This window comes from Lentzea tibetensis (assembly GCF_007845675.1).
GTDB classification, from domain to species: Bacteria; Actinomycetota; Actinomycetes; order Mycobacteriales; family Pseudonocardiaceae; genus Lentzea; species Lentzea tibetensis.
The window spans coordinates 48,208-62,546 of record NZ_VOBR01000040.1; the positions used below are offsets into that span (position 1 = coordinate 48,208).

16 protein-coding genes are annotated in these 14,339 nt (G+C 69.5%); 9 read left to right on the forward strand and 7 right to left on the reverse strand.

The window, feature by feature from the left end; genetic code table 11:
• The 3 genes from FKR81_RS38915 to FKR81_RS44085 form a co-directional block, all read right to left on the reverse strand.
• A complete protein-coding gene (locus FKR81_RS38915; protein ID WP_146359756.1) occupies positions 1–1,098 on the reverse strand; it encodes a magnesium and cobalt transport protein CorA in 1,098 nt (365 codons plus the stop codon).
• A 71-nt stretch (positions 1,099–1,169) separates the two neighbouring features.
• A complete protein-coding gene (locus tag FKR81_RS38920; RefSeq protein WP_146359759.1) occupies positions 1,170–1,610 on the reverse strand; it encodes an STAS domain-containing protein in 441 nt (146 codons plus the stop codon).
• Entirely contained in the window at positions 1,607–1,915 is a 309-nt protein-coding gene (locus FKR81_RS44085; protein WP_186763439.1) for a hypothetical protein, read from the reverse strand. The genes FKR81_RS38920 and FKR81_RS44085 overlap by 4 nt, the downstream gene beginning before the upstream one ends.
• A 1,142-nt stretch (positions 1,916–3,057) precedes the next feature.
• Between FKR81_RS44085 and FKR81_RS38930 the strand changes: the two genes are divergently transcribed.
• Genes FKR81_RS38930 through FKR81_RS38940 form a run of 3 tightly spaced genes read left to right on the forward strand, consistent with a single transcriptional unit; the run spans position 3,058 to position 3,771 of the window.
• Positions 3,058–3,300, forward strand: coding sequence for a hypothetical protein (locus FKR81_RS38930; protein ID WP_146359762.1), 243 nt, complete (start codon positions 3,058–3,060; stop codon positions 3,298–3,300).
• Position 3,301: 1 nt separating this feature from the next.
• A complete protein-coding gene (locus FKR81_RS38935) occupies positions 3,302–3,562 on the forward strand; it encodes a Clp protease N-terminal domain-containing protein (protein ID WP_186763440.1) in 261 nt (86 codons plus the stop codon).
• An 11-nt stretch (positions 3,563–3,573) separates the two neighbouring features.
• On the forward strand, positions 3,574–3,771 hold the full coding sequence (locus FKR81_RS38940) for a Clp protease N-terminal domain-containing protein (protein WP_186763441.1): 198 nt from the start codon (positions 3,574–3,576) through the stop codon (positions 3,769–3,771).
• 56 nt (positions 3,772–3,827) lie between these two features.
• Here the strand turns inward: FKR81_RS38940 and FKR81_RS38945 are convergent, their stop codons facing one another.
• Together FKR81_RS38945 and pdxR are read right to left on the reverse strand one after the other, a co-directional pair.
• The gene (locus tag FKR81_RS38945) at positions 3,828–7,097 is read right to left on the reverse strand and encodes a S8 family serine peptidase (protein WP_186763442.1); all 3,270 of its coding nucleotides are present in this window, start codon (positions 7,095–7,097) and stop codon (positions 3,828–3,830) included.
• A gap of 198 nt (positions 7,098–7,295) precedes the next feature.
• Positions 7,296–8,747: a MocR-like pyridoxine biosynthesis transcription factor PdxR gene (pdxR, locus tag FKR81_RS38950; protein ID WP_146359775.1), complete on the reverse strand. Its 1,452-nt coding sequence runs from the start codon at positions 8,745–8,747 to the stop codon at positions 7,296–7,298.
• An 83-nt stretch (positions 8,748–8,830) separates the two neighbouring features.
• Between pdxR and FKR81_RS38955 the strand changes: the two genes are divergently transcribed.
• The gene (locus tag FKR81_RS38955) at positions 8,831–9,682 is read left to right on the forward strand and encodes a DMT family transporter (RefSeq protein ID WP_222598553.1); all 852 of its coding nucleotides are present in this window, start codon (positions 8,831–8,833) and stop codon (positions 9,680–9,682) included.
• Positions 9,683–9,739: 57 nt separating this feature from the next.
• The gene (locus tag FKR81_RS38960; protein ID WP_146359777.1) at positions 9,740–10,576 is read left to right on the forward strand and encodes an MBL fold metallo-hydrolase; all 837 of its coding nucleotides are present in this window, start codon (positions 9,740–9,742) and stop codon (positions 10,574–10,576) included.
• An 83-nt stretch (positions 10,577–10,659) separates the two neighbouring features.
• Here the strand turns inward: FKR81_RS38960 and FKR81_RS38965 are convergent, their stop codons facing one another.
• On the reverse strand, positions 10,660–10,926 hold the full coding sequence (locus tag FKR81_RS38965; protein ID WP_146359780.1) for an HPr family phosphocarrier protein: 267 nt from the start codon (positions 10,924–10,926) through the stop codon (positions 10,660–10,662).
• On the reverse strand, positions 10,910–11,302 hold the full coding sequence (dhaM, locus tag FKR81_RS38970; RefSeq protein WP_146359783.1) for a dihydroxyacetone kinase phosphoryl donor subunit DhaM: 393 nt from the start codon (positions 11,300–11,302) through the stop codon (positions 10,910–10,912). The genes FKR81_RS38965 and dhaM overlap by 17 nt, the downstream gene beginning before the upstream one ends.
• Positions 11,303–11,360: 58 nt before the next feature.
• On the opposite strand from dhaM, the gene FKR81_RS38975 reads away from it, so the two are divergent.
• The 4 genes from FKR81_RS38975 to FKR81_RS38990 form a co-directional block, all read left to right on the forward strand.
• The gene (locus tag FKR81_RS38975) at positions 11,361–12,137 is read left to right on the forward strand and encodes an IclR family transcriptional regulator (protein WP_235922165.1); all 777 of its coding nucleotides are present in this window, start codon (positions 11,361–11,363) and stop codon (positions 12,135–12,137) included.
• A 141-nt stretch (positions 12,138–12,278) separates the two neighbouring features.
• The gene (locus FKR81_RS38980) at positions 12,279–13,031 is read left to right on the forward strand and encodes an MIP/aquaporin family protein (protein ID WP_146359786.1); all 753 of its coding nucleotides are present in this window, start codon (positions 12,279–12,281) and stop codon (positions 13,029–13,031) included.
• Complete coding sequence (gene dhaK / locus FKR81_RS38985) at positions 13,031–14,023, forward strand: dihydroxyacetone kinase subunit DhaK (protein WP_146359789.1); 993 nt, start codon at positions 13,031–13,033, stop codon at positions 14,021–14,023. Before FKR81_RS38980 ends, dhaK begins: the two co-directional genes overlap by 1 nt.
• 104 nt (positions 14,024–14,127) lie before the next feature.
• Positions 14,128–14,339: DAK2 domain-containing protein (locus FKR81_RS38990; RefSeq protein WP_146359792.1), on the forward strand; the 212-nt coding region annotated here is incomplete at its 3' end.

Here is a 14,339-nt window from a genome sequence, read left to right on the forward strand (position 1 = left end):
TCAGAGCCAGCCCCGGCGTCTGAACACCAGGTACAGGCCGGTGCAGACCAGTGCCATGAGCAGCAGCGCGAACGGGTAGCCCCACAGCCAGCTCAGCTCGGGCATGTGGTGGAAGTTCATCCCGTAGATGGTGCCGATCAAGGTGGGGGCGAACAGGATCGCCGCCCACGAGGAGATCCTCTTGATCTGCTCGTTCTGCGCGTTGCTGGCCTTGGCCAGGCGTTGCATCTCCTCGTTCTGCGCCTGGGTGACCAGGGTGGTGTTGACGGTGAGGATGTCGGCGAGCATGCCGCGGAAGCTGTCGGCCTGCTCCACCGCGACGGTGGCGTGGTCGGCCACGTCCCGCAGGTGGCGCTGCAGTTCCTCGTCGATGCCGTACTTGGCGAAGCCGGCCGACAGGCTGTCGAGCATCGCGAGCAGCGGGCGGGTGGCGCGCTGGAACTCCATCACCTCGCGGGACAGCTCGTAGATCCGCCGGGAGGCGTTCGGGTCGCGGCTGAACACCTGGGTCTCGATCTCTTCGATGTCGTTGTGCAGGCCGGACACCACCGGTGTGCAGCCGTCGACGACCGCGTCCAGCACGGCGTACAGCACCGCTTCGGGGCCCAGCCGCAGCAGGTGCGGCTGGGCCTCCAGCCGGTGGCGCACGGCGGTCAGGTCCGGTGTGGCGCTGTGCCGCACCGTGAGCACGAAGTTGGGGCCCACGAACAGGTGCAGCTCACCGAAGTCGACCCGTTCGGTGTCGTCGCGGTAGCTGGCCGAGCGCAGCACCACGAACAGGGTGTCGCCGTAGCGTTCCAGTTTCGGGCGCTGGCGGGCGGTGATTGCGTCCTCCACCGCCAGCCCGTGCAGCCCGAGCTGGATGGCCGCGGACATCAGCTGCGCCTCGGCCGGCCGGTACAGACCGATCCAGGCCATGCTGCCGGGCTGCCGCTCGAGCAGTTGGAAGGTGTCGGCCAGGGTGGCCGGGGACGCGATGGACTCCCCGTCCACGTAGACGACGTTGTTGATGACGCTGCTGGTGTCCGCGGGCAGCCGCGGGTGCTCCTCGCCGGAGGAGCCGTTCGCGGTCGAGCGAGGTACCGCCACGCCGGTCATGACGAGGGCGGTGCGCTGGGCCTTGCGATCGCCGAAAGGATCTCGGTGACCCTGGGATTGCGCATGGGGTGTTATCCGTCCGGGCCGTCGCCCAGCCGGAGCAGGGCGTGGGTGATGTCGGGGTGGATGTCGAACAGTTCGTCCAAGCCGGTGATCCTCAGCGGCAGCAGCACAGAGCGTGCGCACGCGACCACGCACAGTCCGACCCGCGCCGCTACCGCTGCCTCGCTGACGTTGACCAGGACGGTGAGGCCGGCCGCGCCCAGGAACGTCACGTCGGTGAGATCGATGACCAGTGGCGGGCCGGTGGGGCGCAAGTGGGCGAGGAGACCGTCCTGCAGTTGCTGGCTTGTGGACGAGTCCACCTCCCCGCGCACCGCCAGCACGATCGCTCCAGGTAGGACTGGGCGCGCTGTGACGGTCACCAGCTCCGCACAGGGGTGGAGTGCCGGCCGGACGGCGGTTGCGCCTGGGATCCGGTCGGTTGACAAGTGCTGGAGGACGGTGGTCATGGGTCTTGCTCCTCGGGCGGGGCAACGTTGCGCCCTGTTCGGTCGTTGGCGGCGCCCGCGCGATGGGGGACGGATTGGTGGTAGCCGACCGTCACCCCGAGGCAGAACACCACGTACGAACCAGCGGCCAGGGCGATGTCCGTCCAGCTCTGCCCCCAGCCCCAGGCGAGTGGTACTGCCGCGAACAGGATGAGCACGAAGGCTTTGACCAGGATCTGGTTGCGCATCAACCGGGCGTGAGTGGGCGTCGGCTTCGGTTCGGGACCAGGTCGTGCCAGCGGGTGCGTGCTGCTGGACGCCGTCATGACACTGTCCTATCAGGACTCATGGGAAGGGGTGTCGCTGCGTGCCCGTTGCCCGCGGACGGGTAGCTGTCCCCGATCAAGGGCGGCAACCTGGTTGCGAGCGCGCGAACCCGGTCGATCATCAGGTCGGCGTCAGCCGCGGTGAACAGGCCCAGCCGGACACCGCGCAGGATGGCGGCGACCGTTGTCTCGTGAGGCTCCGCGATCCCCGTTTCAGGTGCGGTCATGGGACTCGGGTTGAGATGTGCCATGGGAACAACCCCTCGGTCGGCAACGTCACGCCGGGGTCCGGGGCACTTCCTGGAACACTACGCGCGTCGCCGGAGGATGTTCCCAACTTCTTGGGAACTTTTGGTGCAGGCTCGTGATGTGGACCCGGAGTTTCCCGAGTTCCCGGAGTTGCCGCTGACGGCGGTGTTCGAGCCGTCGCCGTCGCCGCCGGAACCGCCCTGCGCGGCTGTGGAGGTGTCGCGCTCGATTGCCGACTGCCCGGTAGATCTGCCGATCACAGAGCCAACTACCTGGCCGGCTTTCCTGCCAAACGGGACGCCCGCGTGACACGATCGGGCTCCTTCGATGATGGGGGTCACCATGTCGGATCCAGGCATGAACCGAAGCGTCCTCCGCTGGCTGTCGATCATCGGCGTTCGTCTCGTCGCTGTGGTGGGCCTCTCCCACTCGACCGACAGCGTCGGGCTCGCGTCAGCTCCGTCGGCATGGCTGGTGTTGGGATGTGTCCAGTGCCACGGGGACCCGCAGGGGAACCAGCAGCCACGGGCGTAGGACCGCGCGAGGTCTGCGGGGCAGCCTGGTGCCCGCCGGCCTCGCTCTGCGCCATTCGGTGGCGCTTTGCGTTGCGACACAACGAAACCGGTCCGCGACACATCCTCGTTGTAGTAGTGATCATGGGTGATGCGACTCGGATGCGTGCGTGCGGCGGTGGCCTTGGCGGCGTTCGCAACTCTCGCGGGCTGCTGCGCCACACCCGGATCGCCGCGCACGCGGGAGGCGGTTCCTACCTCACCGACGACGAACTCGACGCCGCCTACCTGAACTGCGGGCCCGCACCGCCACGTTCACTCGAATGGCGAGGCCTGTCAGGGTTTCTTGACAACGTCACCTTGTCAGGACATCCTGACAGGGTGGACGTTGAAGACACCCCGGCCGTGCTGGCGGGACAGATCACTGACGAGGATCCCGCGGTGGGTCTGCGGGCGGTGGTCGCGTTGCGGCAGCTGCTGGAGGAGCTCGAACGGTTGCACGTGGACAACGCGCGTGACCGGAATTGGTCGTGGCAGGAGATCGCGACGGCGCTGCGGGTCAGTCGCCAGACGGTGCACGAGAAGCACGCCCGCAGACGCAAGACGCAGGGCAAGGAGGGGTGAGGTGTTCAAGCGCAAGGCGAAGAAGACCGAACTGTTCGAGAGGCTCACCGATCCGGCGAGGCATGCCATCTCCTCGGCGCAGGACGAGGCGATCGCGCTCGGACACCGTTGGATCGGCACCGAGCACCTCCTGCTCGGCTTGATCAACGTTCGGGACGGCATGGCCGGCGCGGTGCTCGACGAGTGGGGCGTGAAGGTGGCCGCGGCCCGCGAACAGAAGTCCGCCGGCGCGCGGACGAGTCCTTCGGGCCGGGCCGGGTGATGGTCCCGCGCTTGCCCTTCACCCCGAGGGTCAAGGAGGTTCTCGAGCGGGGTCTGCGCGAGTCGGTGTCCCGAAAGCACAGTTGTGTTGGTACGGAGAATCTTCTGCTGGGACTGCTGGCCGGGGGCGAGGGCACGGCGAACCGGGTGCTGGCCACCCTGTCGGTCACCGGCCTGCGGCAGGCGCTGCTCGAGCGGATGGCGTCCTAACGGGCCGAGCGGATGAGGCGGGCACGCTCGCAACCAACGTGCCCACCAGTTCCGGATCAGCCGATGGTGTAGGTGTAGGGGAGTGCTTTCAGTTCGTCGCCGGTCTGGGAGAACTCGTTGAAGTCGTCGAGGTACAGCACGCCGGAGACGACAGTTCCCCTGGGGCCACGTGGTGTGATCGTCACCGCGATGGTGCCGGTCTCACCGGGATCGAGTACCAGCGGTGTGAACTTCGGCGGGTCCGGCCGGACCGCCGCCAGCCACACGTTGCCGGTGGACGACGTCACCGCGTCGTCGAACAGCTGGGTGCGCGCCACGGCCCGGAAGTCCGAGGTGGCGGGTGGGGCGCCGCCCGGCGGGAACGGCCCGATCAGGCTGGTCGCTGCCGACCACGGTCCCGGCTGCACCTCGACGGCCGTCACCGTTGCGGTGGCGAGGTTCTGGGCGTTCGGCCTCCCGAGGACCTCGGGTTGGCCGGTGATGCTGAACAACCCGACGTGCGCGGGTCTGGTGCTGGCCGCCGTGGCGGTGAGCCGGGTGGTCAGCGGCGGCACCTGGTAGTCGAGCGCGTCGTCCTGCGGGATCGGCACATCGGTCTCGTCGTCCTCGGTGACCAGCCGCAGATCGCCGGTGGTGGTTGAGCGGGCGTCGACGAAGAACGGCTGTGGTGCGATACCGGTGTTGCGCACGGTCACCCGCGCGAGCCTGGGCTGACCAGCGGGCAGCACCGTGCCCGGACTGGTCGGCAGGCCGGTCGCGGACGCCTCGACGAGGTTGAACCGGAGTGTGCCGGTGAAGTTCTGGCTGATCGCCGTGCCGGCCACCGGGTTGAAGACCCACACGGTGAACGTCCACCTGCCGGGTGCGGGATCGCGGCGGAACTCCTGCAGTTCGCGGATGAAGATCGGGTTGCCCTCGGGGTCGATGGCGGTCACGTTGCTCTGCTGGCTGAGCAGTTGGCCGTCCGGGCTCTCCAGGAAGCCGAACACCTGCTGGTTCGGATCGCCGCTCAACTTGACGTTGATGCCGAAGTCACGCAGTCCCGGCGGCACGTCGAACCGGTAGCGGGTGGCTTGCGCCGGGCCTTCCTCCCTGCCGTTGCCGCCGGTGAGGGTGCCGCTGAAGGTGCCATTGCCGTCGCTGGTGGTGATCAAGCCGCGCAGCGTCAACGGGACAGCTAGCCGTCGCTGGGCCGAGTCCAGTTGCACCGCGGCGCTGAGGTCGCCCGCCCGGTCCGGAAGGTCGGCCGTGACGTGGAACGTGCCGCTCTCACCCGGTCGCAGGGTGAGCGCGGTCGGGGTGACCATGCCGATGGTGCCGTAGGCCGAGGTGCGGAACCCGAAGTCGACGGGGCCGCGGAAGCCGTCGGCGGCCGCGATGGCGTCGAAGATCGCCGTCCACCTGCCCGGTGCGGGGTTGTGCGCGTCGACGTGATCGAACCCGGTCGGACCCTGTGGCGACGAGTCGCCGACGATCCGGCCGTCGGGGTCGAGCAGGCGCAGCGTGACCGACCGCGGTTCGGGTGGCGCGAAGGCGATCGACGCGTCCAGGTGTGCGGCGCCGCGCGGCACGGTGAACGTTCTGGTGACGAAGGCACGCCGCACGCCGAACCCGTCGGTCCAGGTCGGCGTGCCGGGTGCACGCGCGTCCAGCGTCACGGTACCGCGTTCGTCGGAGACGGTGCGGTTGAGCACGCGGTTGCGTGCCGCCACGGTCTGGGTGTTCGCGCCGAGGTTGGTCACGCGCAGGGGCACGGTGCCCTGGGTGCCCTGCGGGGCGGTGACGGAGAGCTGGGTGCGGTCGACCAGGAGGTTGTCGCCATGAGGCTGCGGCGTGCCATGACCGTCCTGAATGGACTGAGCAGCGAGCACGGCGCGCAGCGTGTTGAGCAGGCCCGCGCCCTGCCGGTCGGCCGGGTCGTTCTGGTCGGTGGCCGTGCTGGTGAGGATTTGCTTGATCAGCGCGGGACCCGGCTTCGCCCCGCGGTGCGTCGCCGCGTACGCCTCGATCACCAGTGCGGCCGCGGCCGCGGCGAACGGAGCGGACTGGCTGGTGCCACCGAACACCTGGATCGGGGACGGCTCGTCCTCGCGGTCGGTGCAGCCGGCGAACATCTCGACGTTGGGGGAGCACAACGCCCATCCGGTGTCACCCGGTGCCATGAGGTCGATCACCTCGGCGCGTTCGGTGATGCCGCCGGAGCTGATGGCCGAGACGTTGTCGCTGACCCAGCCGCCGCGGAAACCGGGCAGGTTGCGCTGCAGCTGCGCGTCGGTGCGCAGACTGGTCGACGCGCCGACACTGATGACCCGCGGGTCGCCAGCCGGTGCGCCGACCGTGCCGTTGATGCCGGCGTCGCCACTGGCCGCGGCCACTGTGATGCCCGCGGCCACCGCGGCGCGGTTGGCCAGTGCGATGGGGTCGTTCTGGTTGTCCGGCACCGGGTGGCTGCCCAGCGACTCGTTGATCACGTCGACCCTGGCGACGGTGATCGCGTACTCGATGCCCTGCACGATCTGCGACGTCGTGGCGCCCTGGGCCGAGCTCACCTTCAGCGCGACCAGCGACGCACCGGGCGCGATCCCGCGGATGCGGATCGTGCAGCCCTTCGGCAGCGGCGAGGCCGGATGCGCGAAGTCGGCCAGGTCGTAGGTCTGGCGGCCCTGTGCGGCGACCGCGCCGGCGTCGCCGAACGCCTCGCGGCCGTCGGTGGGGGCGTCGACGCCATCGCCGGTGAAGTCCTGGTAGTCCACCACGACCCGGCTGCCGTCCGGCCGCACGAGATCGGGGTTGTCGATGTCCAGGCCGTCGGCCAGGAACGCGACCTTGACGCCCTTGCCGGTAGCGAGGTTCTGCGCCTGCGGGACCGTGCGGTCCTCGAACGCGGTGTGCGTGAGCTGCAGCGCCTCCGGCTCCAGCAACGGCCGGGCCGGATTGGCGGGACACACCCGCTGGTCCGGAGCCGCGGCGCCACGGGTGCGCGGCTCGACTGTTCCGGGCCGGGTGATCACGCGGTCCGGCACCACGGCCAACACCCGTGGATCAGCGGCCAGCCGCTCCTGTGCCACCGGTGTCATCGACGCGGCGAAACCGTTGACCACACTGAATTTCTGGAGGTTCTGCGCGCCCGCCCGGCGAGCGATCTCCAGCACCGGCTGCTGATCGGCCTCGAGCAACGCCTTGCGCCGGGGAGCACCTGAGGGTGTCGCCGGAACCTCGTCGTGCTGGTCGCGCATCACCACGATCACCGACTGCGCGGACCCGTCGGATTCGTCGATCCCGCTGGCCGCCAACGCCGACGGCGGTGCGGCCAGTGAAGTGATCAAGAGAGTAGCGGCTGCGAGTCTGACACCGAACTGTCTCACGCTCATCCCGCCCCACATGGAATCTCGGCCTGTGTCAGGTAGCTGTGCGGGGGAACCCAGCGCGGCGGTGCCTTCGAACGTACTCGCCCTGTCCATCAACCTCGCCCGACCAATTCAGGACGACAGGGAACGCGCATGGTCTGCCTCAACTGGGGGCAGCTAAGGCGTCTGGAGCGTCTGTCGGACGGCTTTGGCGAGTGTGCGGATGCCGCGGCGGATCTGGAGCTCGCTGACGTTGCCGAAGCCGAGTACGAGAGCGGGCGGGCGCGGCTCGGTTTCCGCACCTGCGGGCGCGAACCGGTAGTGGGCGAGTCCGTTGACTCGGACGCCCATGGTCGCCGCGGTCGCCACGACGGCGCTCTCGGATGTCCCGTCGGGGAGGCGCAGCAGCGCGTGGCAGCCGGCCGCCAGCCCGTGCAACCGGCCCGCCCCGAAGGCGAGCTCGGCCTCGGCCGCCAGCACGTCCCGGCGTGCGCGGTAGATCTCCCGCACGCGCCGCAAGTGGCGATCGAACCGGCCCGACTCCATGAGCAACGCCAGTGCTTCCTGGTCCAGCCCTGGGGCGCCGCGACTGCTGAGCCGTTTCTCCTCGATGATCCCCGCCACGAAGCGCGGTGGTGCGAGCACCCAACCCAGCCGGATCGCGGGTGCGAGCGTCTTGCTGACCGATCCCAGAGCGATCACGCGGGCAGGATCGAGGCCCTGCAGCGACCCGACCGGCTGACGGTCGTATCGGAATTCGGCGTCGTAGTCGTCCTCGAGGATCACCCCGTCGACCTCGTCCGCCCAGGCAACCAGGTCGCGTCGCCGCGACGGGCCGAGCGCGACACCGGTGGGACATTGGTGGGCCGGTGTCAACAACACCGCCCGTGCCCTGGTTTCGCGCAGGCGGTCCACGTCGAGGCCGTGGTCGTCAACGGGGACCGGCACGGGGTCCAGGCCGGCGCGGCGGGCGATGACGTCGTGCTCGCGGGGTCCGGGATCCTCCAGCGCGATGCGCTGGAGGCCGTGCTGTGCCAGCGTCGCGAGGGCGAAAGCCAGTCCCTGCCGGAAACCCGAAACGACGACGGCGTCCTCGGCGACCGCGCAGCCCGACCGAACGCGACGGTGGTAGGCGGTGACAACCTCTCGCAGGCGCCGCCAACCGGCCGGGTCCTCGTCGCCCAACTCGGCGGTCGGCAGGGTCCGCGTCGCCTCCGACACCGCCCAACTCCAGTCGCTCAACGGCACCGAGCCGAGATCGGGGATGCCGTACTCGAAGTCGGCCTCGACCGGTCGGGACGGCGAGGCCGAGTACGAGGGCGCAGCGACGCCGGTCGCCTGCCGGACCGGCCCACCAACCGGCAGGGTCGCCACCCGTGTCCCGGAGCCGACCGCGGACTCGACGTACCCCTCGGCCAGCAGCTGCTCGTAGACGTCGACGACCGTGCCGCGGGAGACGCCGAGCCGCTCGGCCAGGCGTCGAGTCGACGGCAAGCGCTCCCCGGCGCCGAGCCGTTGATCGCGGATCGCCGCCCGCAACTGGTCCTGGATCTGAATCCCGAGCGGACCAGCGCCGCGGTCCAGCGTCACCAGGAGGTCGGGGCCACCGCGCGCCCATTCCACCGTCATGCCATCAGTACACCAAATGGTCCGCTCCACAGGTCCGCGAGTGGACCTTCAGACTGGACCGCATCAGCCCCAGGCTCGATGCCGTGAACATCGGAATCCTGCTGGCGCTCTCGTCGGCTTTCGCGTACGGCGCAGCGGACTTCATCGGCGGTGTCGGCTCGCGTCGGTACTCCTCGTGGCAGGTCGTTCTGGTCGGGCAGGCCACTGGCGCGCTCGTCATGCTCGTGGCCGGGCTGATGCTGCCGGGTAGCCCGGCCACATCGGACTTCAGCTGGGCACTCTTGGCGGGAGTCGGCTCGGCGACCGGCAGCATCTTCCTGTTCCGCGGGCTCGCCCGCGGGCGGATGGGTCTCGTGGCGCCGATCTCGGCGGTCGGGGCCGCGGTCCTGCCCGTGCTGGTAGGTGTGGTCCTCGGTGAGCGTCCTGGTTGGCTGGTGTGGGTCGGCGTGCTCGCCGCACTTCCGGGGATCTGGTTGGTCTCGCGCGAGACCACGTCGGATCGCCCGGCGCGGGCGCGGGGAGCGCTCGTCGACGGTGCCATCGCGGGCGTCGGCTTCGGGGTCCTCTTCATCGCACTCGCCCAGATCTCGGCTGACGCCGGCCTGCTGCCGCTCGCCGCCAACCAACTGATCGGCGCGATCCTGACCATCGTTGCCGCCACGAGCCTCGGACAGCCTTGGCGGCCCCGCCGCGGTGTGGGCGCAGGCGTCGTCGGCTGGGGCAGTGCCTCCGGCGTGCTCGGCGCCTCGGGCACCCTCGCGTTCGTGGTCGCTACCGGAGCGACGAGTCTCGGCATCGCCGGAGTCCTCGCCTCGCTCTACCCGGTCGTTACCGTGCTGCTCGCGGCCGGCGTGCTCGGAGAGCGGATCAGCGCCAGGCAGCGAACGGGCATCGGTATCTGCACCCTTGCCGTTGCCACCTTGGCTCTCGGCTGAGCCAGGACACCACTCACGTCTCGGACGGCGGTTGCGAACTACAAGCGGAGGAATCCCATGCTGATTCAGGTTGCTGAGGGTGTGCTGATCCACCAGAGCGAGTTGATCCAGAACAACACGGTTGTCGTGCAGGGCCGGGCCGGCGTGTTGCTCATCGACCCCGGGACAACGCGCTCAGAAATGGCCTGTCTGGCGAACGACCTGTCCGAGTTGGGCCAGCCCGTTGTGGCAGGCTTCTCGACGCATCCTGATTGGGATCACGTGCTCTGGCACGCCGAACTCGGCGAAGCACCTCGTTACGGTACGGCCCGCTGTGCGGCCGAAATGCGAGATCTGCTGTCAACCACGGGCTGGAGGGCCCGCGTCGCCGAGGGGTTGCCGCCGGAGATCGCCGAGGAGGTACCGCTGGACCTGTTCGGCCTCATCACCGGTCTGCCTGCCGGAACTGCGTGGATCCCTTGGGATGGCCCTCAAATCCGGATTGTTGAGCATCCGGCTCATGCCCAGGGCCATGCGGCGCTGTTGATCGAGGAACGCGGCGTTCTCGTCGCTGGCGACATGCTTTCCGATGTCTTGATTCCGATGCTCGACGACTTGAACAGCACCAATGACCCGATCGAGGACTATCTCGTCGGGCTGCGACTGCTCGAAGACGTGACGGACGACGTCGATGTCATCATCCCGGGTCACGGATCCGTCGGCAGAGCTGATCAGGTAGGCGCAAGGATCGAACAGGACCGCGCGTACGTACTTGCCCTGCGTGACGGGGATGTTCCCGACGACCCGCGGATCGGCTCATCGGCCAAACCTGGCTGGGAATGGGTGAGCGACATACACGCAGGGCAACGCCAGCGATTCGCCCAGAGAAGCGAGCGCGACGGGACGCCCGGCTAGCGATCCCTTGTGGCGTGATGCGGTCGAGCCGGCCGTCGGTCGCGACCGACGCGACGGCCTGGCTGCCGCGGACGCGTGAACGGCTATTCCGCGGTGGTGAGGATTTCGGCCAGGGTGTCCACTGCGGCTTGGGCGTCGGGTCCGTCTGCGGTGATGGTGACGGTGGTGCCCGCGGTGGCGCCGAGGCTCATCAGTGCGAGCACGCCTGTGGGGTTGACGGTTCGGCCGTTGTGTCCGATGTGGATGGTCGCCGTGAAGCGCGCGGCGCTCTGGGCGAGTTTGCCCGCCGGCCGGGCGTGCAGGTGCGCGGGCAGCACCACGGAGGCCTGGGCGCTAGAACTTGGGGACATCACGGGCCTCCTTGGCAGCGGTGACGATGGCCTGCAGGTCTCCGCCCGAGGCGGCGGTGACCGCGGCGGCGACGGCTCCTTCGACGAAGGGTGCGTCGACGAGCGCGACGTCGGGGCGGGGGTGGTCGTCCAGGACCGTGCGGGTGGTGAGCACCGCGCTGCCCAGGTCGGGGAGTACGACCACCCCGTTGCCGTGGTCGGCCTGCGCGATGGCGTTGGCGATGACGTCGTAGCTGGTGCCGATGCCACCGTCGGTGGTTCCGCCCGCGGCGACCACCGGTACCTCGCCGGAGCCGATCTGGGCCAGCAACTCGCCGAGTCCGGCGGCGAGTCCGCGGCTGTGCGAGACGAGTACGATCCCGACTGGTCGATTCATGAACGCAGATGTTAGATATCGGAACGCAGTTCAGCAATACCGAACAGGGGGGTGGCCGATGCTGGTTCAGTCGGTACGTCGCGCGGCGTCGATCCTGCGCGAGCTGGCGGCGGCGGGTCCGCGGCTCGGGGTGACCGAGCTCGCCGAGCGGGTCGGCGTGGCCAAGCCGACGGTCCACGCGCTGCTGCGCACGCTGGAGGCCGAGGGCATGGTCGAGCAGGACGCGGAGACCGGGAAGTACCGGCTCGGGTCGTCGTTGCTGCTGCTGGGCAACGCCTACCTGGACACTCACGAGCTGCGCACGCGTTCGGTGACCTGGGCGGATGGCCTGGCGACCCGGACCGGGGAAGCGGTGTGGGTCGCCGTGCTCACCGGAGATCACGTGCTGGTGGTGCACCACGCGTTCCGGCCGGAAGGCGCCGTGCAGATCCTCGAGGTCGGCGCGAGCATCCCGTGGAGCACCTGCGCGCTGGGCAAGGCGCTCGTCGCGGCCGGGCCGATCGCGGACCAGGAACGGTTGCTGGCCGGCGAGCTGCCGGTGTTGACGGGGGCGAGCGTGACCGACCGGGCGGAGCTCACGGCTCAGCTGGAGCAGGTTCGCCGGGTCGGCTACGCGGTGGAGGACCAGGAGTCGACGTTGGGCGACGCGGGGATCGCGGCCCCGGTTTTCGACCGGTCCGGGCACGTCGTCGGTGCGATCGGCATCGTGGGGCCGGTGGAACGACTGCTGGTCGAACCCGTCCGTCAGGATCATGCCGTCACGGTGCGCGAGACGGCGCGCAACCTTTCGCGAGACCTCGGGGCCACCCGGACCTCGCATCGTCGCGGAGCCTGACGGGTCGTCCCGACCGTTGACACACCTCGGCCTCAGGCCTATCTTTCCGGAACGCTGTTCAGTGATGCTGAACACAACCCCGGACCCCGCACTGATGCGGAGGAGGTGAGACGCCCGGCCGGCCGCCGGCCTGGGCGCGTCATGGATGACAACTCTTACCCACAGAAGCTGCTCGCCGAGGTAATCGGCACGGCCACGCTGGTCTTCATCGGCGTGGGTTCGGTGCCCGCGACGCTGATCATCGGCGGCACCGCGCCGTTCACGATGGCGCAGCTGGGCATCATCTCGTTCGCCTTCGCGATGGCCGTGGTGGCGATGATCTACGCGATCGGGCACATCTCCGGATGCCAGATCAACCCCGCGATCACCTTGGCGCTGGCCGCCACCAAGCAGATGCCCTGGCGTCAGGTCCCCGGATACCTGGGCGCGCAGGTGCTCGGTGCGGTGATCGGTGCACTGGCCATCATCGCCGTGCTGGGCAAGCAAGCCGTCACCGTCGGGCTGGGCATCGCCAGCTACGCCGCGCCGGTCGGTGCCGGGCAGGCGTTCGCCGCCGAGGCCATCGGCACGTTCCTGCTGGCGTTCGTGGTGTTCGGTGCGATCGACCGGCGAGCGCCGTCCGGGTTCGCCGGGCTGGCGATCGGCCTGGCCGTCTTCGCGATCATCATCCCGGTCGCACCGGCGACCGGAGCGTCGATCAACCCCGCCCGCACCTTCGGTCCGATGCTCGTGGGCGAGCTCTTCGGCGGAACGGTGCACTGGGAGCAGTTGCCGGTCTACCTGATCGCGGAGGTCGCGGGCGCGGTCCTGGCGGGCTTCGCCTACGCCGCACTCAACACCCGCCGACAGAGCCCGGAAGTCCTCACGCCCGAACCCGCTGGGAGGGCCGCCTGATGAAGAAGTTCATCAACAACCCCGAGAACGTCCTCCCGGACGCGTTGCGCGGTCTGGCCGCGGCGCACCCCGAGCTGAGGGTCGATCTGGAACAGAAGATCATCACCCGCGCCGGGAAGCCGGCCGCGGGCAAGGTGGGACTGGTGTCGGGCGGTGGCTCCGGGCACGAGCCCCTGCACGGAGGGTTCGTCGGCGTCGGCATGCTGGACGCGGCCTGTCCCGGTGAGGTGTTCACCTCGCCCGTGCCGGACCAGATCCTCGCCGCCACCGTCGCGGCCGACAACGGCACGGGTGTGGTGCACGTGGTGAAGAACTACACCGGTGACGTCATGAACTTCCAGCTGGCCGCGGAACTCGCCGCCGCGGAGGGCATCGTGGTGGAGACCGTGCTGGTCGACGACGACGTGGCCGTGCAGGACTCGACGTGGACCGCGGGCAGACGCGGTACCGGAGCGACCGTGTTCGTGGAGAAGATCGCGGGTGCGCTGGCGGAGGGCGGTGCCGGTGTCGCGGAGGTCGCCGAGCTGGGACGGCGGGTCAACGCCGCGTCGCGCTCGTTCGCCGTCGCTCTCACCTCCTGCACCACGCCGGCGGCGGGACGGCCGGGGTTCGACCTGCCCGACGACGAGATGGAGATCGGCGTCGGCATCCACGGCGAACCCGGCAGGCGACGCGAGAAACTGGCCTCCGCCAACGAGGTGGTCGCCACCGCGTTGGACGCGATCCTGTCCGACCACCCGCTCGCGCCGGCTGACCGCACCATCGTCATGGTCAACGGCCTGGGCGGCACCCCGCTGATCGAGCTCTACCTGCTGTTCGGCGAGGTCGCGTCCACACTGGACGGCAAGGGCATCACGATCGCTCGCTCGTTGGTGGGCAACTACGTCACCAGTCTGGACATGGCTGGCGTGTCCATCACCATCTGCCAGGCCGATGAGCAGATGCTCACCCTGTGGGACGCGCCCGTGCGGACCCCCGCGCTGCGCTGGTAGCCACCACCGACCGGGCGTGCCCGCTCCTGCCGTGTCAGCGGTGCGGGCACGCCCACCCACGTACCCAGTCCCAGAGCACAGCCTCCGAGCCGAAGGAGATCCCGGTGGACGTAGCCCTCGCCCGAGCCTGGGTGCAGGCCATCGCCGCAGCCATCGCCGAGCACGCCGACCAGCTGACCCAGCTCGACTCGGCGATCGGCGACGCCGATCACGGCGTCAACATGCGGCGCGGGTTCACCGCCGTGCTCGCCAAGCTGGCAGAGCTCGACGCGAAGACGGTCGGCGAGGTCTTCCTCACCACCGGCAACACCTTGAT

Bases quoted from the DNA above. Each gene is read 5' to 3' on its own strand.
- FKR81_RS38920 (WP_146359759.1), bottom strand. From the start codon at position 1,610: ATGACCACCGTCCTCCAGCACTTGTCAACCGACCGGATCCCAGGCGCA.
- FKR81_RS44085 (WP_186763439.1), bottom strand. From the start codon at position 1,915: ATGACGGCGTCCAGCAGCACGCACCCGCTGGCACGACCTGGTCCCGAA.
- FKR81_RS38960 (WP_146359777.1), top strand. From the start codon at position 9,740: ATGCTGATTCAGGTTGCTGAGGGTGTGCTGATCCACCAGAGCGAGTTG.
- pdxR (WP_146359775.1), bottom strand. From the start codon at position 8,747: ATGACGGTGGAATGGGCGCGCGGTGGCCCCGACCTCCTGGTGACGCTG.
- dhaK (WP_146359789.1), top strand. From the start codon at position 13,031: ATGAAGAAGTTCATCAACAACCCCGAGAACGTCCTCCCGGACGCGTTG.
- FKR81_RS38980 (WP_146359786.1), top strand. From the start codon at position 12,279: ATGGATGACAACTCTTACCCACAGAAGCTGCTCGCCGAGGTAATCGGC.
- FKR81_RS38965 (WP_146359780.1), bottom strand. From the start codon at position 10,926: ATGTCCCCAAGTTCTAGCGCCCAGGCCTCCGTGGTGCTGCCCGCGCAC.
- dhaM (WP_146359783.1), bottom strand. From the start codon at position 11,302: ATGAATCGACCAGTCGGGATCGTACTCGTCTCGCACAGCCGCGGACTC.
- FKR81_RS38915 (WP_146359756.1), bottom strand. From the start codon at position 1,098: ATGACCGGCGTGGCGGTACCTCGCTCGACCGCGAACGGCTCCTCCGGC.
- FKR81_RS38975 (WP_235922165.1), top strand. From the start codon at position 11,361: ATGCTGGTTCAGTCGGTACGTCGCGCGGCGTCGATCCTGCGCGAGCTG.